Annotated in this window: 20 protein-coding genes; 12 read left to right on the top strand and 8 right to left on the bottom strand. The window is 50.2% G+C overall.

Translation table 11 applies throughout. The annotated features are described in order from the left end of the window. The first annotated feature begins 156 nt into the window (after positions 1-156). Positions 157-402 carry a sulfurtransferase TusA gene (tusA, locus tag ACEN2G_RS12240; RefSeq protein WP_442021918.1) on the top strand — a complete coding sequence of 82 codons (246 nt, stop codon included), beginning with the start codon at positions 157-159 and terminating at the stop codon, positions 400-402. Positions 403-566: 164 nt separating this feature from the next. On the opposite strand, the gene ACEN2G_RS12235 is transcribed toward tusA, so the two are convergent. After that, positions 567-1217 (bottom strand): OmpA family lipoprotein, encoded by a 651-nt coding sequence (locus ACEN2G_RS12235; protein ID WP_442021916.1) that lies wholly within the window; start codon positions 1215-1217, stop codon positions 567-569. Positions 1218-1302: 85 nt separating this feature from the next. Beyond that, positions 1303-1878 carry a DNA-3-methyladenine glycosylase I gene (locus ACEN2G_RS12230; RefSeq protein ID WP_442021914.1) on the bottom strand — a complete coding sequence of 192 codons (576 nt, stop codon included), beginning with the start codon at positions 1876-1878 and terminating at the stop codon, positions 1303-1305. A 158-nt stretch (positions 1879-2036) separates the two neighbouring features. On the opposite strand from ACEN2G_RS12230, the gene glyQ reads away from it, so the two are divergent. The 3 genes from glyQ to ACEN2G_RS12215 all read left to right on the top strand — a co-directional run bounded on the left by glyQ (position 2037) and on the right by ACEN2G_RS12215 (position 6556). After that, positions 2037-2948, top strand: coding sequence for a glycine--tRNA ligase subunit alpha (gene glyQ / locus ACEN2G_RS12225; RefSeq protein ID WP_442021912.1), 912 nt, complete (start codon positions 2037-2039; stop codon positions 2946-2948). A 9-nt stretch (positions 2949-2957) separates the two neighbouring features. Further along, positions 2958-5027: a glycine--tRNA ligase subunit beta gene (gene glyS, locus ACEN2G_RS12220; RefSeq protein ID WP_442021910.1), complete on the top strand. Its 2070-nt coding sequence runs from the start codon at positions 2958-2960 to the stop codon at positions 5025-5027. Positions 5028-5296: 269 nt separating this feature from the next. Next, positions 5297-6556 (top strand): valine--pyruvate transaminase, encoded by a 1260-nt coding sequence (locus ACEN2G_RS12215; protein WP_442021908.1) that lies wholly within the window; start codon positions 5297-5299, stop codon positions 6554-6556. Between the two features lie 161 nt (positions 6557-6717). Here ACEN2G_RS12215 and ACEN2G_RS12210 read toward each other — a convergent pair whose 3' ends face one another. The 6 genes from ACEN2G_RS12210 to dnaA all read right to left on the bottom strand — a co-directional run bounded on the left by ACEN2G_RS12210 (position 6718) and on the right by dnaA (position 15382). Then, entirely contained in the window at positions 6718-7143 is a 426-nt protein-coding gene (locus tag ACEN2G_RS12210; RefSeq protein ID WP_442021906.1) for an Hsp20 family protein, read from the bottom strand. A 335-nt stretch (positions 7144-7478) separates the two neighbouring features. Then, complete coding sequence (ilvD, locus tag ACEN2G_RS12205; protein WP_442021904.1) at positions 7479-9155, bottom strand: dihydroxy-acid dehydratase; 1677 nt, start codon at positions 9153-9155, stop codon at positions 7479-7481. 187 nt (positions 9156-9342) lie between these two features. Further along, positions 9343-11760 carry a DNA topoisomerase (ATP-hydrolyzing) subunit B gene (gene gyrB / locus ACEN2G_RS12200; RefSeq protein ID WP_442021902.1) on the bottom strand — a complete coding sequence of 806 codons (2418 nt, stop codon included), beginning with the start codon at positions 11758-11760 and terminating at the stop codon, positions 9343-9345. A 4-nt stretch (positions 11761-11764) separates the two neighbouring features. Beyond that, positions 11765-12859 (bottom strand): DNA replication/repair protein RecF, encoded by a 1095-nt coding sequence (gene recF, locus ACEN2G_RS12195; protein WP_442021900.1) that lies wholly within the window; start codon positions 12857-12859, stop codon positions 11765-11767. A 2-nt stretch (positions 12860-12861) separates the two neighbouring features. After that, positions 12862-13965, bottom strand: coding sequence for a DNA polymerase III subunit beta (dnaN, locus tag ACEN2G_RS12190; protein ID WP_442021898.1), 1104 nt, complete (start codon positions 13963-13965; stop codon positions 12862-12864). A gap of 13 nt (positions 13966-13978) precedes the next feature. After that, positions 13979-15382, bottom strand: a complete 1404-nt coding sequence (gene dnaA / locus ACEN2G_RS12185; protein ID WP_442021896.1) for a chromosomal replication initiator protein DnaA — start codon at positions 15380-15382, stop codon at positions 13979-13981. Between the two features lie 371 nt (positions 15383-15753). Between dnaA and azu the strand changes: the two genes are divergently transcribed. From azu to yidC, 8 genes are all read left to right on the top strand, one after another. Then, complete coding sequence (gene azu / locus ACEN2G_RS12180; protein WP_442021894.1) at positions 15754-16215, top strand: azurin; 462 nt, start codon at positions 15754-15756, stop codon at positions 16213-16215. Between the two features lie 238 nt (positions 16216-16453). Continuing rightward, complete coding sequence (locus ACEN2G_RS12175) at positions 16454-17212, top strand: amino acid ABC transporter substrate-binding protein (protein WP_442021892.1); 759 nt, start codon at positions 16454-16456, stop codon at positions 17210-17212. A 1-nt stretch (position 17213) separates the two neighbouring features. Continuing rightward, positions 17214-17879, top strand: a complete 666-nt coding sequence (locus ACEN2G_RS12170) for an amino acid ABC transporter permease (RefSeq protein WP_442021890.1) — start codon at positions 17214-17216, stop codon at positions 17877-17879. Positions 17880-17970: 91 nt separating this feature from the next. Then, on the top strand, positions 17971-18627 hold the full coding sequence (locus tag ACEN2G_RS12165; RefSeq protein ID WP_442021930.1) for an amino acid ABC transporter ATP-binding protein: 657 nt from the start codon (positions 17971-17973) through the stop codon (positions 18625-18627). 330 nt (positions 18628-18957) lie between these two features. Continuing rightward, entirely contained in the window at positions 18958-19092 is a 135-nt protein-coding gene (gene rpmH, locus ACEN2G_RS12160; protein WP_087035869.1) for a 50S ribosomal protein L34, read from the top strand. Continuing rightward, positions 19092-19454 carry a ribonuclease P protein component gene (gene rnpA, locus ACEN2G_RS12155; RefSeq protein ID WP_442021888.1) on the top strand — a complete coding sequence of 121 codons (363 nt, stop codon included), beginning with the start codon at positions 19092-19094 and terminating at the stop codon, positions 19452-19454. The genes rpmH and rnpA overlap by 1 nt, the downstream gene beginning before the upstream one ends. Next, positions 19415-19657, top strand: coding sequence for a membrane protein insertion efficiency factor YidD (yidD, locus tag ACEN2G_RS12150; RefSeq protein WP_442021886.1), 243 nt, complete (start codon positions 19415-19417; stop codon positions 19655-19657). Before rnpA ends, yidD begins: the two co-directional genes overlap by 40 nt. A gap of 6 nt (positions 19658-19663) precedes the next feature. After that, the gene (gene yidC / locus ACEN2G_RS12145; RefSeq protein ID WP_442021884.1) at positions 19664-21343 is read left to right on the top strand and encodes a membrane protein insertase YidC; all 1680 of its coding nucleotides are present in this window, start codon (positions 19664-19666) and stop codon (positions 21341-21343) included. The last annotated feature ends 75 nt before the right edge of the window (positions 21344-21418 follow it).

The raw sequence follows: 21418 nt of genomic DNA, 5'->3' as shown, positions 1-21418 counted from the left end.
GGAAAGCGTGAGACGTAAGACACCCAGCCTGATGGCTAGGTGTCTTACGTCTCACGCCTCACCTTTCACTCATCACAGATTTAAGGTTGACCATTATTTCAACAGCTTTAAAATAGTCGGCCTGTTTGAAGACTGTAATCTCAAGGTAACTAGCTAATGACCACTGCTATTCTCGACGCTCAACATCATTTAGATGCCATAGGCCTGCGTTGCCCAGAGCCGGTGATGATGGTGCGCAAACAAGTGCGCAGTATGGCGGTGGGCGACACCTTGCTGATCACCGCCGACGATCCCTCGACCACCCGCGATATCCCCAGCTTCTGCCAGTTTATGGATCACGCCCTGCTGTCTAGCCAAGTAGAGCAACTGCCCTATCAGTTTTTGATTAAGAAAGGGAATTGAAGGCTGTGAGGAGTGAGGGGTAAAGTGTGAGGTGATAAAGCGTAAAAGTACCCAACTAGGTTTATGAGTTCGCCTCACCCCTTACACTTCACCCCCTCACTTTTTAAGCAAAAAAATGCCCGCTGTTGCGGGCATTTTTGTTTCACCGGTTTACAAGTTCATGCTTACTGCATTGGGCTCAGGGTGATTTCTACGCGACGGTTTTGTGCACGGCCGCCTTCAGTGTTATTGCTGGCTACTGGCTGGTTAAAGCCTACGCCACGGATATTGAAACGGTTAGCGGCAGCGCCTTGACCAATCAGGTACTGGCCAACGGCACCGGCACGACGCTCAGACAACTGCTGGTTGTGGCTTGCAGAACCTGTGTTGTCGGTGTGGCCCACTACGTTTACGTAGGTCTTGTCGTACTCTTTCAACACCAAAGCCACACCACTTAAGGTGTTGTAGAAGCTAGGAGATAAGTCAGCGCTATCTACGGCAAAGGTAATAGAGCTTGGCATATTCAGGATGATGTTGTCGCCGCTGCGCGTTACGCTCACACCAGAACCGCGCATTTGGTCACGCAGTTTGGCTTCTTGCACGTCCATGTAGTAACCCACACCACCGCCCAGTGCAGCACCACTGGCGGCACCAATTAAGATACCTTTCTTACGGTCGCTAGAGCTGGCAGTTGCACCACCAATAACGGCACCGGCCAGCGCGCCTAAGCCGCCACCGATAGCCGCTTTAGAAGATTGTGACTCGCCAGTGTACGGGTTAGTCGTACAAGCAGACAAAGCGATAGTAGTGGCAATTGCCAGACAGATTTTTTTCATAATTAGGTTCCATATGTAACAAGCGCAATGTGGCTCAATATAGCCTTGCTGATTGTGATCTACAAAGCTTCCTTCAACTAAGTGGTCAATTACTGACGTTACAGGGGTGGCGAGGGCAGTTAAGTAAGTGATCGTTAACCATGCCCGTGGCCTGCATAAAGGCATAACATATGGTTTCGCCAACGAAAGAAAAGCCACGTTTTTTTAGCGCTTTCGCCATGGCTTGTGACTCAGCGGTATGAGTCGGCACCTGTTCAGCACTTGGCCAATGGTTAATAACAGGCGCTCCACCCACAAATTGCCACAGCCAATCGCTGAAATTAATACCCTCTGCTTGCATCAAAAGATAGGCGTTAGCATTAGTGATAATAGAGCGAATTTTTAAGCGATTACGTATTATGCCCACCTTTGAGTCTGCCATTAAGCGCTCAATATCTTGCTCACTAAAAACGGCAATCATTGCCGGTTCAAAATCGGCGAAGGCGACGCGATAGTTAGGTATTTTGCAAAGCACGGTAAACCAGCTTAATCCGGCCTGCTGGCCATCAAGGCACAGCTTTTCAAACAAGGCGCGACTATCATATTCGGGCACGCCCCACTCAAAATCGTGATAAGCCTGATATCTGGGGTCGTCATTAACCCAATTACAGCGTTTCAGCATTATGACTCCTTCAATATAGTGAAGGTTAAACACCACACAGAGCGTAAAGCCGATAGCTTATTGCCTCTAGAATTCAACCTATATTCGTTTCGGGTCAGAAGGTATACTCTAGCCCTTAGTTTCATTCTGCGAACGCACCTATATCAAGGCGCTACATCATGCAAAAATTTGATATCAATACCTTTCAGGGGCTGATCCTGACGCTGCAGGACTATTGGGCTCAGCAAGGCTGCGCCATAGTGCAGCCGCTGGATATGGAAGTAGGTGCCGGCACCTCTCACCCTATGACCTGTCTGCGCGCCATAGGTCCAGAGCCAATTGCTACCGCCTATGTGCAGCCATCACGCCGCCCCACCGACGGTCGCTATGGTGAAAACCCGAATCGACTGCAACATTATTATCAGTTTCAGGTCATCATAAAGCCGTCTCCCGATAACCTGCAAGAGCTCTACTTGGGCTCCTTGAAGGCGCTAGGACTCGATCCCTTAATCCACGATATTCGCTTCGTGGAAGATAACTGGGAAAACCCAACCTTGGGTGCCTGGGGTTTAGGCTGGGAAGTCTGGCTAAACGGCATGGAAGTGACGCAGTTTACTTATTTCCAGCAGGTGGGCGGGCTTGAATGCAAGCCAGTGACGGGTGAAATCACCTATGGTCTGGAGCGCTTGGCCATGTACATTCAAGGCGTAGACTCAGTTTACGACTTAGTGTGGTGCGACGGCCCGCTGGGCAGAACCACTTATGGCGATATCTTCCACCAGAACGAAGTAGAGCAATCGACGTATAACTTCGAGCACGCAGACGTAGACTTCTTGTTCGGCTTCTTCGAACAGTGCGAAAAAGAATGTCAGTATCTGCTCGAGTTAGAAACGCCGCTGCCCTTGCCCGCTTACGAGCGCATTCTGAAAGCCGGTCACGCCTTTAACTTGCTCGATGCGCGCAAGGCAATTTCGGTTACCGAACGCCAGCGTTATATATTACGCATTCGCACCCTCACCAAAGCCGTGGCCGAAGCCTACTATGCTTCTCGCGAGGCGCTTGGCTTCCCCATGTGTAAGAAAGAAAGATAAGGGAACAGCATGTCTGAACAGAATTTTCTGGTTGAATTAGGCACCGAAGAGCTACCTCCTAAGGCGCTACGTAGCCTAGGCACCGCCTTTGCCAACAACCTACAACAAGAACTGAACCAGGCGGACTTGTCTTTCAGCGAAGTGCTTTGGTTTGCAGCCCCCCGTCGCTTAGCGGTGTACGTGACTGGTTTGAGCTTGGCCCAAGCCGATAAACAAGTCGAAAAGCGCGGTCCTGCGGTACAAGCGGCGTTTGACGCCGACGGTAATGCGACCAAGGCCGCCCAAGGCTGGGCGCGCGGCAATGGCATAGAAGTGAGCCAAGCGGGTCGTTTAAAAACCGACAAAGGCGAGTGGCTGGTACACGTGGCCGATGTTAAAGGCCAAACCGCCGCCGAATTACTGCCCGCCATGGTTGAACAAGCGCTAAGTCACTTGCCAATCCCGAAAGCCATGCGCTGGGGCGATAAGAGCATTCAGTTTATTCGCCCTGTGCACACGCTGACCTTGTTATTGGGTGAGCAGTTGCTGCCGGCGTCTATCTTAGGCTTAGAGTCTGCGCGTATCATCCGCGGCCACCGCTTTATGGGTGTGCCCGAATTTGAGCTGGATCATGCAGATAATTACCTAAGCGCGCTGGAAAACACCGGCAAGGTGTTGGCCGACTTCGAACGTCGTAAAGCCATGATTAAAGACGGCGTAGAAAAAGCCGCCGCCGCTGCCGGTGGTATTGCCGACTTAGATGCCGACTTATTAGAAGAAGTCACCTCGCTGGTAGAGTGGCCAGTCGTGCTCACCGCCAACTTCGAGAATAACTTCCTCGAAGTGCCGGCCGAAGCGCTGGTGCACACCATGAAGGGTGACCAAAAATATTTTCCGGTCTACGACGCGGCCCGTCACTTAATGTCGACCTTTATCTTCGTTACTAACATAGAGTCGAAAGACCCCAGCCAAATTATCTCGGGTAACGAAAAAGTCGTGCGCCCACGCCTAGCCGATGCACAGTTCTTCTTTAACAACGACCGCAAAACCACCTTGGCCTCACGCCTCGAGCAACTCGACAACGTTTTGTTCCAACAGCAGTTGGGCTCGGTACGCGAGAAGTCGGAGCGCATCAGTGCGCTGTCGGGCTTTATTGCCGCGGCTATTGGTGCGGATCAAGGACAAGCCGAGCGCGCCGGTTTGTTATCTAAGTGCGACTTGGTCACCGACATGGTGTTTGAATTTACCGACACCCAAGGCGTAATGGGCATGCACTATGCTCGCCACGACGGCGAAGACGAAGCGGTAGCGCTGGCGTTAAAAGAACAGTATCAACCGCGCTTCTCTGGTGACGAGCTGCCAAGCCAAGATATTTCTGCCGCCGTAGCACTGGCCGATAAGTTAGATACGCTGGTGGGTATTTTTGGTATTGGCCAAACACCGAAAGGCGACAAAGACCCGTTTGCGCTGCGCCGCGCCGCCTTAGGTGCGCTGCGTATTATCGTGGAAAAGGGCTATAACCTGGACTTGCCGATCCTGATTGAGCAGGCCCGAGCCCTGTATGGCGATAAGCTAAGCAACGCTAACGCCGCCAATGAAATCTTAGACTTTATGCTGGGTCGTTTCCGCGCTTGGTATCAAGACTTAGGTTACGGCGTAGACGTGATCCAAGCGGTGTTGGCACGCCGCCCTACTCGCCCATCAGACTTTGATGCGCGCATGAAAGCCGTGAGCGAATTTCGCAAGCTCGAAGCTTCATCTGCCTTGGCCGCCGCCAATAAGCGGGTGGGTAATATTTTGGCCAAATTTGAGGGTGATATTCCAGCGCAAGTTAATCCTGCTTTGCTGCAAGACGACGCCGAAAAAGCACTGGCAGTGCAGTTAAGCGAATTAAGCGCGCGCCTCACGCCCTTGTTTGCCAATGCGGATTACAACAGCGCACTAAGCGAGTTGGCCACCTTGCGCGAAAGTGTCGATAACTTCTTCGATCAGGTGATGGTAATGGCAGATGACGAAGCGCTGCGCTTAAACCGCTTAAGCCTGCTCAACCAGCTGCGTAACCTGTTCCTGCAAATAGCAGATATTTCGCTGCTGCAGTAAGCATTGAGATTGCAGGTCTTAATGGCGGAGGCAGCAGGCTTGTCTCCGCCAACACGCTAAGCCGCATCCTTGCGACGCTCGGCAAATGCCTTCCCTGGCATTTGACGGTTGGCTCCGACAAATCTTGCCACCTTACTGCCATGCTCTGTAAAGTAAAAATAAACCAAGCCCCGCCCAGTGCGGGGCTTTTCTTTACTCGGTCGACAGTCAGGGGCAAATCGGCTAACGTGACCCCTTATATTCACTTTTTCTGGTTGGTAAGTTAGCTCATGGAATTTTCAACGTTTGGCCAAAAGTTTACCCGCCATGCGGGCATCACCCAATTGATGGACGACCTTAATCAGGGGCTGACCACGCCAGACACTATTATGCTGGGCGGCGGCAATCCGGCAGCCATTCCTGAAGTGCTGGCTTATCTCGAGCAACAGGCGCAACAGCTGATAAAAAACGGCGATTTAATTAAAGCCATGGCCAATTACGACGGTCCCCAAGGCAAAGATGCCTACATCAACGCTCTCGCCAAGCTATTGTCGAACGAGCTGGGCTGGGCCATTGGCCCTGAACATATTGCGCTGACCAACGGCAGCCAAACCGCCTTTTTTTATCTGTTTAACTTATTGGCCGGTGAGTTCGCTGATGGCCGCAAGAAGAAAGTGTTATTTCCGCTCGCGCCAGAATACATCGGCTATGGCGATGGCGCGCTCAGTGAAGATCACTTTGTGGCCTGCAAGCCCACCATCACGCTTTTAGATGACGGTTTATTTAAATATCACGTGGACTTTGAGCAATTAGAAGTCGGCGACGATATCGGCTTAATTTGTGTGTCACGCCCCACCAACCCGACCGGTAACGTGCTCACCGATGAAGAAATTATGCGTCTCGATGCCATAGCGCGGGAAAAAGGCATACCGTTATTAATCGATAACGCCTATGGCATGCCGTTTCCGAATATTATTTTTTCTGACGCCAAGCCGTTTTGGAACGACAACACCATTTTGTGCATGAGCCTGTCTAAGCTCGGTTTACCCGGCGTACGCTGCGGTATTGTGGTGGCTAAGCCCGAGTTAATTAAGGCCATGATCAATATCAGCGGCATTATCAACTTGGCACCCGGCAGCGTGGGCCCAGCCATGACCTTACCTATGATGGAGAATGGCGACGTATTAAAACTGAGCAACGAAGTGATTAAGCCTTTCTACCAACACAAAGCGAGCCAAGCCGTACAGTGGCTACAAGCAGCCATCAGCTTGCCGCAGTTTCATATTCATAAACCCGAAGGCGCACTCTTCTTATGGCTGTGGTTTGAAGACTTACCCATTCATTGCCAAGAGCTGTATGAGCGCCTGAAGAAAAAAGGCTTATTGATAGTGCCCGGTCATTACTTCTTTCCGGGCATCGAAGATGAGCAATGGCTGCACAGCAAACAGTGTATTCGCCTGAACTATGCCCAATCCGAAGCAGACGTGCAGGCCGGCATTAAAATTTTGGCCGATGAAATCTACGCTATTTATCAAGCGCCAGCAGCCTGATCGTAAAGGGTGAAGCGTGAGGGGTGAGGCGTAAAACACCGAAATTATCAGCTCAGGGTGTTTGTCTGTACTCCTCACACCTTTCGCCTCTCTCCTCACATGTACAAAAGCAAAAACGCCGACCCTAGGGTCGGCGTTTGGTTTTACTCGGTCAGAAAAAGTTAGCGGGCGTGGCCGATGGCAATATTTTTCGGCTTAGCCGCTTCTGGCACATCACGTACTAAGTCGATATGCAGTAGGCCATTTTCCATGTCGGCACCCGTTACCTGAACGTGGTCGGCCAACTGGAAACGGCGCTCAAAGCCGCGCTCGGCGATGCCTTGATATAAATAGTTCTTTGGCGTCTCGGGCTGCTCTTTGGTGCCTTTTACGATCAGGCTATTTTCGTGACTGGTAATTTCTAGATCACTTTCTGCAAAACCCGCCACCGCCATGGAAATGCGGTAATGGTTTTCGCTCAGCAGTTCGATATTGTAAGGGGGATAACCGTTATTACTGCTGCTGTTATTGGCGTTTTCCATCATGGAAGCTAAACGGTCGAAGCCAATGGCAGTACGGTACAGGGGAGTAAGATCGAAACGTGACATATTTTATATCCTCAAATGAGCGATGTTAAAAGTGCTCTCCACATGGACGAGCGTTAGCCTTAATCGGCAGTTATTGTCTAGAAAAAGCTTCTTAGAGAAACTGTCCAGAGCATCTTAGAGCCCTCAAGCGAGCGACTCTGTTGCCTTAATTAATAGATAAGGGCAGAGCCTGATACTTTCAAGAGCAATAGCTGGATTTTTAAACAAAAAAGATCCCGCAGGATCTTTTTTTTGAATTGTGAGGAGTGAGGAGATAAATGTGAGGCGTTAAATCCAACCGAAAAGCTCGGAGTTTACGCCTGACTCTTTACGCCTCACTCATCACTCTTCACCAACTAAAAATTATCGGTTACCGCACCCGTGGAAGCCGAGCTTACGGTATGGGCATATTTGGCTAACACACCACGACGATAATTAGGCGCAGGCGCTTGCCACTTGGCTAAGCGCGCGGCGATCTCTGCATCGGTCAGCTGCACTTCCAGCTTATTGGTTTGTGCATCGATAGTAATAATGTCGCCATCTTCCACAATTGCCAAGGGGCCGCCCTGCTGGGCTTCGGGCGAAATATGGCCCACTACGAAACCGTGGCTGCCGCCAGAGAAGCGACCGTCGGTGATCAGCGCCACATCTTGGCCAAGACCCTTGCCCATAATGGCTGAAGTGGGGCTGAGCATTTCACGCATGCCAGGGCCGCCTTTCGGACCTTCGTAGCGGATCACTAATACATCACCCGCTTGCACTGTGCCGTCCAAAATACGCTCTAAGGTCTCTTCTTCTGAACCAAATACGCGGGCCGGACCGGTGAAAGCCAAGCCTTCTTTACCGGTAATTTTGGCCACCGAGCCTTCTGGTGCTAAGTTGCCAAACAATACCCGTAAGTGGCTGTCTTTCTTAATCGGATTATCCAAGGGGCGAATAATGGTTTGGCCGGTAGGGTATGGTGTGACGTCTTTTAAGTTTTCCGCCATGGTCTTGCCGGTTACGGTTAAGCAATCGCCGTGCAGTAAACCGGCATCCAGTAAGATTTTCATCATCGGCTGTATGCCGCCAATCGCCACTAACTCAGACATCATGTAATGGCCGCTGGGGCGCAAGTCGGCCAATACCGGCACGCGCTCACCGATGCGCACGAAATCTTCCAGACTCAGCTCTACATTAATGGCGTGCGCCATGGCCAACAGATGCAATACCGCATTGGTGGAGCCGCCGAGTGCAATCACCACCGTAATGGCATTCTCAAACGCCTCTTTGGTCATAATGTCTGACGGCTTAATGTCATGCTCTAACAGATGCAATACAGCCGCACCCGCTTCACGACAGTCTTGCATCTTATTATTAGAGACGGCGTTTTGCGCCGAGCTATTGGGCAAGCTCATGCCCATGGCTTCGATGGCCGAGGCCATAGTATTGGCGGTATACATGCCGCCACAGGCACCCGGGCCCGGAATGGCAGTGTCTTCGATTTGCTTCACATCAATCAGCGACATATCGCCCTTGGCGTGAGCGCCGACCGCCTCAAATACCGAGATAATATCGGTGTGATTAGCACCCGGCGCTATGGTGCCGCCATAAACGAACACTGAAGGGCGATTAAGGCGCGCCATGCCGATAATGCAACCAGGCATATTCTTATCACAGCCGCCGATAGCCACTATGCCATCGAAGCCTTCACAACCGGCTACGGTTTCAATGGAGTCGGCAATCACTTCCCGCGACACCAAAGAATACTTCATACCGATAGTGCCATTGGCAATGCCATCGGAAATGGTAATGGTATTAAAGATAATGCTCTTGCCACCCGCCGCATCCGCACCCACGCCGGCTTCTACCGCCAGCTTGTCGATGTGCATATTACAAGGGGTGAGATTACTCCAAGTGGAAGCTATTCCCACCTGCGATTTTTTGAAGTCTTCGTCGGTAAAACCCACGGCGCGCAACATGGCGCGGGCCGGTGCCTTGGTAGGTCCATCTACGACCTGACTGGAATACTGGCGACGTTTATCATTACTCATCATGCTGTCCTTAATATGAATCTTGAATATGACTCTCGGGCCAGTGTACCAGCCCAGTTAAAAACGGGTACTCAGAACACATAAAAAAGCAGCCTTAAGGCTGCTTTTGAAGTTTATTATGGTTCACTGACTGAATACCTTAACTAGATACTCTTAATTAAATATCCTTCCGTTAAATATCCTGCTGTTAAATATCTAGATTAGCTACACGCAAGGCGTTGGCTTCGATGAACTCACGGCGGGGTTCAACGTGGTCACCCATTAGGGTCGAGAACAGCTGGTCCGCGGCAATGGCATCCTCAATTTTCACCTGCAACATGCGGCGCGAGTCCGGATCCATGGTGGTTTCCCACAGCTGATCTGGGTTCATCTCGCCCAAGCCTTTATAGCGTTGCACATAGAGACCGCGCTTACTTTCTTGCATCAACCATTCAAGACCTTCGGCAAAAGTGTCCACTTGCTTGATCTTTTCACCGCGCTTCACGTAGGCCCCCTCTTCCATCAAGTTGGCAATGCCTTCGCCCAACTCGACTATGCTGCGATATTCGCCAGAGGCGAAGAAGTCGTAGCTGATGGGGAACTCACGGTCTATACCGTGCTGGCGCACTTTTACCTTAGGTAGGTAACAGCTGCGCTCATCGAAGTATTCATACTCCAGTATATATTCGGCACCGTGGGTGTTATCGACGATTAACGACTTATTGATGTTATTCACCCAAGCGGCCACTTGAGCTTCGTCACTCAAGGCTTCTATGGTCAATGCCGGCTGATAAATCAGTTCATTCAACACTATAACAGGTGCGCGACGCGCTAAGCGCTCGATGAGAATTTCCACTTTACGGAAGTTCTTCACCAGCTTTTCAAGATGCTCGCCACCAATGGCCGGAGCCGACTCGTTAACGTGCAGGCTAGCGCCATCCAGAGCCATATTGGTCTGGAATTCTAGCATGGCGTCTTCGTCTTTCAGATACTGCTCATGCTTGCCTTTTTTCACCTTATACAAAGGCGGTTGAGCAATATAGATGTAGCCGCGCTCGACGATTTCTGGCATCTGACGATAAAAGAAGGTCAGCAACAGAGTACGAATATGCGCACCATCCACGTCCGCATCGGTCATGATAATGATGTAGTGATAACGCAGCTTATCTGGATTGTATTCGTCACGACCAATACCACAGCCTAAAGCGGTGATTAAGGTCGCCACTTCTTGCGAAGACAACATCTTATCGAAGCGGGCTTTTTCGACGTTAAGGATCTTACCCTTCAGCGGCAAAATAGCCTGATTTTTACGGTTACGGCCTTGCTTGGCAGAACCACCGGCCGAATCACCCTCCACTATGTAAAGTTCAGAGAGTGCTGGGTCTTTTTCTTGGCAATCTGCCAATTTGCCCGGTAAACCGGCCAAATCCAGTGCGCCTTTACGACGGGTCATATCACGAGCTTTACGGGCCGCTTCACGGGCACGAGCCGCGTCAATAATCTTGGTAACGACGATTTTAGCGTCGCCGGGGTTTTCCAGCAAATACTCGTTAAAGCGCTCGTTCATGGCTTGCTCAACTGCGGTTCTCACCTCTGAAGACACTAACTTGTCTTTAGTTTGTGAGGAGAACTTAGGATCCGGCACTTTCACCGAAATCACCGCCGTTAAGCCTTCACGGGCATCGTCGCCAGAGGCGGAAGTTTTCGCTTTCTTGCTGTAGCCTTCCTTGTCCATAAAGCTATTTAAAGTACGGGTTAACGCACCTCTAAAGCCGGCCAAGTGGGCGCCACCATCACGCTGAGGAATGTTGTTGGTAAAGCAGAATACGTTCTCTTGGTAAGAGTCATTCCACTGCATCGCCACTTCCACCGTAATGCCGCCTTCTTCTTCACTGACAAAGTGAAACGCTTTTGGGTGGATCGGGGTTTTGTTCTGATTCAAGTATTCTACGAAGGCACTGATGCCGCCTTCATACTCAAAATGCGCCTCTTTATCGGTCTGCTCATCGGTCAACTTAATCGAGATACCCGAGTTGAGGAACGACAGTTCACGTAAGCGCTTAGCTAAAATTTCAAAGTGAAATTCGGTATTGGTAAAGGTGTCGTGGCTGGGCCAAAAACGGATCAAGGTACCGTTTTTTGGCGTATCGCCCACAATCGCTAACGGCGCTTGTGGCACACCGTGGCGATAAGTCTGCTCATGCACCTTACCGTCACGCCAAATGGTCAGCTGTAATTTCTCTGACAGCGCGTTTACTACCGACACACCTACGCCGTGCAAACCACCGGAGACTTTATAGGAGTTATCGTCGAACTTACCGCCCGCATGCAGTACTGTCATGATAACTTCGGCGGCGGAGCGGCCTTCTTCTTCGTGAATGCCCACCGGAATGCCGCGACCGTCATCGGATACGGACACTGAACCGTCACCGTGAATGATGACCACTATATCTTTACAGTGACCGGCTAAGGACTCATCTATCGAGTTATCCACCACCTCAAACACCATGTGGTGGAGGCCGGAGCCATCGTCGGTGTCGCCGATATACATACCCGGACGTTTACGGACTGCATCCAGACCTTTTAATACCTTAATACTCGAAGAGTCGTAAGTGTGTTCACTCATTGGCTTACTCGCACTCCTGGTGTTCGGTGATTTCACCCTGTTTCACATGAAACAGCTTGCTGTTATCCCGTGTGATCATTTGACTGAGCTGTGACACATCGATGGCGGACACAAACACTTGGGCACCCAAGTCATTGAGTCGGTGTGCCAGTAAGGCCCGCTTGTGTTCATCCAGCTCAGACGCAAAGTCGTCGATTAAAAAAATACAATCCTGATTGGATTCGGTTTTCAGGTACCGGCCTTGGGCCAAGCGCATGGCGCACACCAGCAACTTAAGCTGGCCCCGGGACAATAAATCTTGCACCGGCATGCCGCGCGCCTTGATGCGGATTTCGGCTTTATGAGGCCCAGAATGGGTATACCCTAAGCCAAGATCTCGCTCCAAACCCTGCTCTAACACTTGGGCCAGCTCGACTTGCCGATCCCAACCGCGAAAAAAATCAAAGCTAAAATCGTATTCAGGCAGAAAATCGCGCGCAATCTCACGGATTACCGGCTCTATGGCCGCTGCATATTGCTGCCTGAATAGACTCAAGTCTTCGGCCGTGGCCACTAACTGCTGATCCCAAAAGCGTAATTCGCTGCTCGGGCGCTGACGGCGTAATAGCGCATTGCGCTGTTTTAATAAGCGTCGATACTGGCCCCAGACGCTAAAAAAGCGGGCGTTAGAGTAAAATAACCCCCAATCCAGATAAGCGCGGCGCAGTTTCGGCCCGCCGGTTAGCAGATTATACCCTTCTGGGTGGATCAACTGAATGGGCAATATGTGGGCGAGATCCGATAAACGCTCTGCCACTCGTCCGCCTACCTTAAGTCGGGTGTCGCCACCGCGGTTTTTGCTTAAACCAATCGGTAAACTATCGTCGTCACCCTGAGCAATACGTGCGAACAAGGTAAAGGCCGTTTCACCTTGGTGGATCACGCGCCCCGTTAAGTGGGTGCGAAACGAGCGGCCCACCCCTAAATAGTGAATAGCTTCCAAAATACTGGTCTTGCCACTGCCATTAGGTCCAATCAGCACATTAATGCCCGCGGCCGGAATTAACCGGCCGTGGGCAATATTACGAAAGTCTTTTAGCTGCAGATTAAGCAAGGCCATGCTTAGAGTCGCATCGGCATCACGACGTACAACGCATCTCCGCTGTCTTCGGCCTCAATCAAACCACTGCTGCTGGCGTCTTTCAGGCTGATTTTTACTTTATCAGACTTGAGGGTGCCCAGCACATCGAGCACATAAGACACGTTAAAACCGATTTCGAGATCCGTGCCCTGATAATCTACGTCCAATACTTCCTCGGCCTCTTCTTGCTCTGGGTTATTGGCGGTAATCTTCAGTACTTGATGCTGCATGTTTAAGCGCACGCCACGGAATTTCTCATTCGATAAAATCGCCGCCCGCGAAAATGCTTGGCGCAATTCTTCACGGCCACAGATCAGCGTTTTATCGCATTCGCGCGGCAACACACGTCTGTAGTCCGGAAAGCGACCGTCGACCAGCTTAGAGGTAAAGGTAAAGCCCGGCGTGACAGCGCGAATATTATTTTTACCAATTTGTAGGCGCACGTCTTGGTCGTCATGCTCTAACAATTTTACCAGTTCAAGCACGCCCTTACGCGGCACTATCACTTGTTGCGCCGGCAACGACTCTGAGAGTAGTTCGCGCTGGCAGGTCGCCAAACGGTGACCGTCGGTGGCCACTGTGCGCAGTAACTGACCGTCGGTTTCAAACAACATGCCGTTTAAGTAATAACGCACATCTTGAATGGCCATCGAAAACTGCGTCGACTCAATCAGCTTCTTCAGTGCCAGCTGATTAATGTCGAATTCCAGCTCAGAGCTCCACTCTTCGATATTGGGAAAGTCTTCGGCGGAAAGCGTCGCTAAATTAAAACGGCTGCGCCCAGAGCGTAAGATCAAGCGCTCACCTTCTTGGCTAAACTTCAGCTCGGCACCATCGGGTAGACCACGGCACAAATCTAACATCTTACGCGCCGGTACCGTGATGCGACCGTCGGTGGCGTTACCTTGCAATTCAACGCGAGCGATCATTTCCACTTCGGTATCTGTGCCGGTCATCAATAAGGCGTTTTCGCTGACGCTGAGCAAGATATTGTTGAGAATGGGCAAATTAGGTCGGCCACCCAAGGCGCTGGACACCAGTTGCAAGGGGCGCAATAGGGCTTCGCGGCTAATAGTAAACTGCATGGGGCTCTCCGATTTAGGAAGACAAGGTGCGGATAAGATTAGAATAATCTTCCTTTATATCATGACTTTCTTCGCGCAGCTGGGCGATTTTTCGACAAGCGTGCAGCACAGTGGTATGGTCGCGGCCACCAAAAGCGTCACCAATCTCGGGTAACGAGTGGTTGGTTAACTCTTTAGCCAAGGCCATGGCCACTTGGCGAGGACGCGCTACCGAGCGTGAACGACGCTTAGATAAGATATCAGACAGCTTTATTTTATAATATTCGGCCACGGTTTTCTGGATATTATCCATAGTCACCAGCTTTTCTTGCAGCGCCAATAAATCACGCAGCGCTTCACGCACAAAATCGATATTAATGGCACGACCAGTAAAATTGGCGTTGGCCATCACTCGGTTCAATGCCCCTTCCAATTCACGTACGTTAGAACGCAACCGCTTGGCGATAAAAAAGGCCACCTCGTGAGGCAGGCGCATTTTATTTTCGTCGGCTTTGCGCATCAAAATCGCCACTCGAGTTTCTAGCTCTGGCGGCTCTATGGCCACCGTTAAGCCCCAACCGAAGCGCGATTTTAACCTGTCTTCTACGCCCACTATCTCTTTTGGATAACGGTCTGAGGTCAAAATAATTTGCTGATTACCTTCTAACAGCGCGTTAAAAGTATGAAAGAACTCTTCTTGGGAACGCTCTTTATTGGCAAAAAACTGAATATCATCGATTAGCAAGGCATCAACGCTGCGGTAATAGCGTTTAAATTCTTCGATGGCATTATTTTGCAGTGCCTTAACCATGTCTTGCACAAAGCGCTCTGAGTGCATGTAAATGACTTTAGCATCGGCCTTGCGTGCTCGTATGCCGTTGGCCACGGCGTGCAACAGGTGAGTCTTACCCAAGCCAGTGCCGCCATATAAAAACAGCGGGTTATAAGCGCCACCCGGATTCTCAGCCACTTGCTGCGCTGCCGCCCGCGCCAACTGGTTTGACTTACCTTCGACGAAGTTGTCGAAGGTGTAATTAGCATTGACGTTACTCTTATAAATCAGCTCAGGCTTATCTTCTGCTCGCTCAACCCAAGAAGGAGCCAGTTGTGTGGTTGCCGCCTTTTTATTATTAGGCTGGCTGGCGGTACTTGCCGGTTGGCTGTCTTGATTTGCCATCAGATTAACTGGGGGGCGTTTCTTGCCCACCTCAAACTTCATCTGCGGACAATTACTGCCGCAGAATTCACTGAGCAGACTATTGATGCGTAATAAATATTTATCCCGTACCCAATCCAGTACGAAACGGTTCGGCGCAGACAAGGTCAAGGTATTCTCGTCTGATTCCGCTTGCAGCGGCCGGATCCACATACTGAATTCTGCCGAGGGCAATTCATCTTGTAGCCGGTTAAGACACTGCTGCCAAAGCGTAGCGCTCATCAAAACTCCTGGAACTAAGGGATAAATACAAGGGGACGTTATTCTACTGAGCCAAGGGCAGGATCTCTAGCCGGATCGTGTCGATCCACTAAAATATGATCCTTGACATCTGTGCATAACTTATTATTCATACACAGGATCCCTATCGTTATAAACAAGCTACCCACAAGTGAATCTGCCACTTGATCCAAAAATGAGACCTGGATCATGTTTTTGGCTTGGGCAATATGCATAATTGTCGCTGTACTTTTTATAACCACTATTCATTAATAAAATATATGTTAGGGTTATGTGAACTAGCCGCCCCGAGAACGGTGATGGTGCTGTGATAGTGCTGCGACTAGTAGCCCTGTAGACGTTAAGGAGAAAGCATGAAAAAGACACATTATTTAGCCGGCCTGGTATTAATGTCAGCAACCGCTGCTATGCCTGCTTTTGCGGCTGATGACTGTACCATTGAAATCAACAGCAACGATGCCATGCAGTTTGACCAGACAGAGCTAAGCGTTCCTGCTACCTGTGAAGAAGTAACCTTGACCTTGCACCACACGGGCGCAATGCCAAAAGCGGCCATGGGTCACAACGTGGTACTGAGTAAGACCGATGACATGCAAGCCATTGCCACAGACGGCATGGCAGCAGGCGCCGATAACGACTATATCAAAGTCGATGACGAGCGTGTGATTGCGCATACTAAACTGATCGGTGGCGGCGAAAGCGACACTATCAAGTTCAGCACAGCTGATCTGAAAGCGGGCGACGATTACAGCTTCTTCTGTTCGTTCCCAGGCCACATCGGCATTATGAAAGGCACCTTCAGCCTGACTGAATAAGCCTATTACAGGTGCCCGCTCGGGCACCTGTTTATTGTTAGTTCCCGCTCACCTCACTCTACTATTTAGCCTCGGCTGTTTTCATACCCAATCTCTATTGAGCTGCCCTCTCCAAACCTATTGCTCACTTATTAATCCGGACTGGCATAATACAGCTTGCATCCCTTATGCTGTGCTTACCATAACTGCGACTGGCACTGCCCTTGGCGGTACTAGATGCACCGCGAGGAGAAACCTAATGTTGAAATCTATTAAGCAATTGGGGAGCGCCCTGACTTTATCTGCACTATTACTGACCCCCGCCTTGGCCGACGATGCGGTAAAGGTGGGTATGTCTGGCAGTTATTATCCCTTCACCTTCGTCAAACTCGATAAGCTACAAGGCTTTGAAGTGGACGTGTGGAACGAGATAGCCAAGCGTCTAGGCAAAGATGTGGAATTTGTTACCTCTAGCTTCTCTGGCCTGTTTGGCATGCTGGAAACGGGCCGCATCGACACCATAGCCAACCAGATCACTATTACGCCTGAGCGACTAGAAAAATATAACTTTTCTACCCCTTATGTGTATGACGGCGCACAAATTGTGGTGCGCAAAGGCAATGACAGTATTCAAGGCTTGGACGATCTCAAAGGCAAAAAAGTCGCCGTTAACTTAGGCTCTAACTTCGAACAATTGCTACGCCAGCAAGATACTAATCACGAAATTAATATCATCACCTACGAAACTAACCTAGAGCAAGATGTGGTCTTGGGCCGCACCGATGCCTTCGTGATGGACAGAGTAGGATCGGCGCAATTGATCAAAGAATCAGGACTCGCGCTGCAATTAGCCGGTAAGCCCTTCGATACCCTAGAAAACGCCTTTCCGTTCTTGAAAACGGCTAAGCAAGACGCCTTGTTAGCCGAGGTCGATAAGGCATTAGCTGAAATGCGTGCTGACGGCACCTTAACGCAGATTTCAGAGCGCTGGTTGGGCACAGACATAAGTAACAAATAATATGACCTTTGATTTCGACTATACGCTGGCGCTATTTCCTATTTTATTTAGGTATTTAGGCACCACCATGGAAATGGCGCTATTAGGCTTCGTGTTCGCACTGCTTATTGCCGGCGTACTGGCGGTGATCCGCACTTTTAAGCTGTTTGGCCTCAATGCTCTGGCCAGACTCTTTATCTCATTTTTTCGCGGCACGCCCTTATTGGTACAGCTGTTTTTGCTTTACTACGGCTTACCACAAATTATGCCGATTTTTATCGGCCTCAATGCCTTTAGTGCGGCCGTGATTGGCTTAACGCTGCACTTTTCCGCCTATATGGCCGAATCGATTCGCGCCGCCATTCTCGGGGTCGATAACAACCAAATGGAAGCGGCACTCAGCATAGGTATGACCCGAAGTCAGGCTATGCGGCGCATTATCTTGCCCCAAGCGGCGCGGATCGCCACGCCCTCTTTAATGAACTACTTTATCGATATGATCAAAAGTACCTCACTAGCCTTTACCTTAGGTGTCGCAGAAATCATGTCCTCGGCACAAAAAGAAGCCGCCAGTAGCTTTAAGTTTTTCGAGTCTTTTATTGCGGTGGCGCTTATCTATTGGGGTGTGGTGCTGTTTTTCAGTTATTTGCAGAGTTTATTAGAGCGTCGGCTCAACGCCGCATATTAGGAGCCACATGATCAAATTGCGTAATCTGACCAAGATTTATAACGGTCAGACGGTACTCAACGACATTAGCCTAGACATTAAACAAGGTTAAATTGTGGTGATCCTTGGGCCTTCGGGCACAGGGAAATCGACCCTGCTGCGCTGCCTCAATCTATTAGAAACGCCGGAAGTGGGCCAGTTAGACATAGATGGCTTTACCATCAACTTGGCTAAACACAGTAGCAAAGACGCCATAGAACTGCGCAAGCGCACCTCCTTTGTGTTTCAAAACTATGCCTTATTTGCCAATAAAACCGCCCACGACAACATAGCCGAAGGCTTGATCACTGTCTGGAAAAAAACCAAAGCCGAGGCTCACGCCGAGGCGTTGGCCATGTTAGCCGACATAGGCTTGGCCGATAAAGCAGACGCCTATCCCTCGTCTTTATCCGGAGGTCAGCAGCAACGCATTGGTATAGCCCGTGCCATGGTCAGCCATGCCAAGGTGATGTTATTTGATGAGCCCACCTCGGCGCTAGATCCAGAATGGGTAGATGAAGTCTTAGGTTTAATGAAGAAGCTGGCCTTGGCGCATCAAACCATGGTGGTGGTAACCCACGAGATGAGCTTTGCCCGTGAAGTGGCCGACCGCGTGATCTTTATGGACGGCGGCCACGTAGTCGAACAAGGTCCGCCCGAGCAAATACTCACTCATCCCAGTGACCCACGCACTCGTGCCTTTTTACGCAAGGTGCTACCTGTCACTTAAGCAGTCTGAACCGTCACTAACGGCATTGACGCTTTTACCACCATGGCCTTGCTCTCTTCTTATTGAGTGACCTATCAGCAGCTGTTTTTGTTGCTAACACCCTGAGCTTCTGTATAATTTCAGCCCCGCGATCATTAAGGATCTTGGGATCGATCTAGACGAGCAGAAATACTTAGCCGTATAGGTCATCAATCACGGCTATGGATTGACGTTATAAACAGAACTGTTTAGAATTCGGCCTCTTTGGTGGGGCCGTCTTGGTGATGCTTATGCGTCTGTCAAGCACATGGCCAAACTGTATAGCTAACTGACACAGCGGTAATAACTACTATGAAACGCACTTTTCAACCTTCAAATCTGAAGCGTAAACGCAGCCACGGTTTCCGTGCTCGCAAGGCCACTGTTGGTGGTCGTAAAGTATTGGTCGCTCGTCGCGCCAAAGGTCGTGTCCGTCTGAGCGCCTAATGGCCAGACACGCCTTTACACGGGAGTTACGTTTGTTAACTCCCGCCCATTTTAAAAACGTCTTCGACAACCCTGTCCGAGCCGCATCCCCACATCTCACACTTCTTGCCAAACCAAACGAACTAGGTCACCCCAGACTGGGATTAGCTGTACCTAAAAAAGCACTAAAACGTGCCGTTTGGCGCAATCGGGTCAAACGTGTTACTCGCGAAGCCTTTCGTTTAAAGCAACATCAATTGCCCAGTGTCGATATTGTAGTGATCGCTAAAAAAGGCATCGGAGAGGTACCCAACGACGAGCTGTTCGAACTGCTGGATAGATTATGGCGCACGCTTTCTCGCCGCTGCAACGAATCAGCATAGGCATTCTTCGGCTATACCAAGTGGTCATCAGTCCATTGCTTGGGCCCAGGTGTCGCTTTACTCCCACCTGTTCGCAATACGCCATTGAAGCCATCCGGCTGCACGGTTTTTTAAAAGGCGGTTGGTTAACTACCAAACGTCTATTAAAATGCCATCCTTTAGGTCCAAGTGGCCACGATCCGGTCCCGACAAAGCGAAGATAATAAACTATGGAATCTCAACGCAATCTACTGATTATCGCTCTGCTGCTGGTGAGTTTTCTCGTCTGGCAGAAGTGGGATGAGCATAAGAATCCGCCCGTTGTGGCACAGCAAAGCTCGCAAACCACCGCTGAGTCCAACTCAAGTGACGCTAACTTCATTCCTGCATCCGATAGCGTGCAAGTCGAAGGTGAAGTGCCGACCGATGCTGCAGTACCGGCCAGTCGTAACCTGATCACTGTTGTTTCAGACACGCTCAAGCTGACCATAGACACCCAAGGCGGTGACATAGTTGGTACTGAGTTACTCGAACACGACGACAAATTAGACTCAGACAACAAGTTTGTGTTGCTGACTAATACTCAGAATTTCGTGAATATTGCGCAAAGTGGCCTGATCGGTCGCGATGGCCCAGATGCTAACCCTGAAGGTCGTCCGATTTATCAAGCCGAGCAACAAGACTACGCCCTAACCGAAGGCCAAGACACCTTGAGTGTACCGCTGACCTTTACCAATGATAATGGCGTGGTGTTCACCAAAACCTTTACCTTAACCCGTGATAGCCACGTGGTTAACGTCAGCTACCAAATTGCGAATAACAGTAATGAACCGGTAGAGACTCAGCTGTACGGTCAATTAAAGCAAAGCGTTAACGCCGTCGACGAAAAAAGCGGCAACATGCTGATGGCCTCAGCTTATCGTGGCCCTGCTTATTCAAGCGTCGAGACTCGTTACACCAAGTACGACTTTAAGAAAGTACAAGAAGCAAACCTAGCGCTAACCACGGCCAATGGCTGGGTGGCCATGCTGCAGCACTATTTTGTGTCGGCGTGGATTGCACCCAAAGAAGATGGCAACCAAATCTATAGCCGTAGCTTGAACAACCAAGGCCAAGCCATTATCGGTTTTAAAGCCCAGCCCACTACGGTAGCGGCAGGCAGCGAACAAACCGTGACCGCCGAGCTGTGGTTAGGTCCTAAGTTGCAAAAGAAAATGGCAGCTGCCGCCGAGAACCTGGACTTAACCGTCGACTACGGTTGGTTGTGGTTTATTGCTCAGCCATTATTTAAGCTGCTGCACTTCTTACAAAGCTTCGCCGTGAATTGGGGCTTGGCCATTATTCTGACCACCTTCGTGGTGCGCGGTGTTATGTATCCGCTGACCAAGGCTCAGTACACCTCCATGGCTAAGATGCGCATGCTGCAGCCTAAACTGGCGGCACTGAAAGAGCGCTTTGGCGACGATCGCCAGAAGATGTCTCAGGGCATGATGGAGCTGTATAAGAAAGAGAAGGTGAACCCCTTAGGTGGTTGTTTACCGATTCTGATCCAGATGCCGATTTTCATCTCTCTGTATTGGGTATTGATGGAATCTGTTGAGTTGCGCCATGCGCCTTTCATGCTGTGGATTGATGACTTATCAGTACGCGACCCTTACTTTGTGTTGCCAATTCTGATGGGTATCAGCATGTTCTTAATTCAGAAGATGAGCCCAACTACGGTCACGGATCCGCTGCAGCAGAAAGTGATGCAGTTTATGCCTATCATCTTTACCTTCTTCTTCTTGTGGTTCCCAGCTGGCCTCACCTTATACTGGTTAGTCAGTAACGTGGTGACCATAGCTCAGCAGTGGTATATCTTCCGCCAATTAGAGAAGAAAGGCCTGCACGGCAGCAAGCCCGACGCTTAAGGCTTAGGTTTACTGGCTGCTAGCCTCAGAAATCAATACACTAAAGGCGACCCTAGGGTCGCCTTTTTAATGCTA

It is taken from the genome of Oceanisphaera sp. W20_SRM_FM3, from assembly GCF_052119705.1.
Classification (GTDB): domain Bacteria; phylum Pseudomonadota; class Gammaproteobacteria; order Enterobacterales; family Aeromonadaceae; genus Oceanimonas.
The sequence above is the reverse complement of the archived record's forward strand: the minus strand, read 5'-3'. Positions and strand labels throughout refer to the sequence as shown.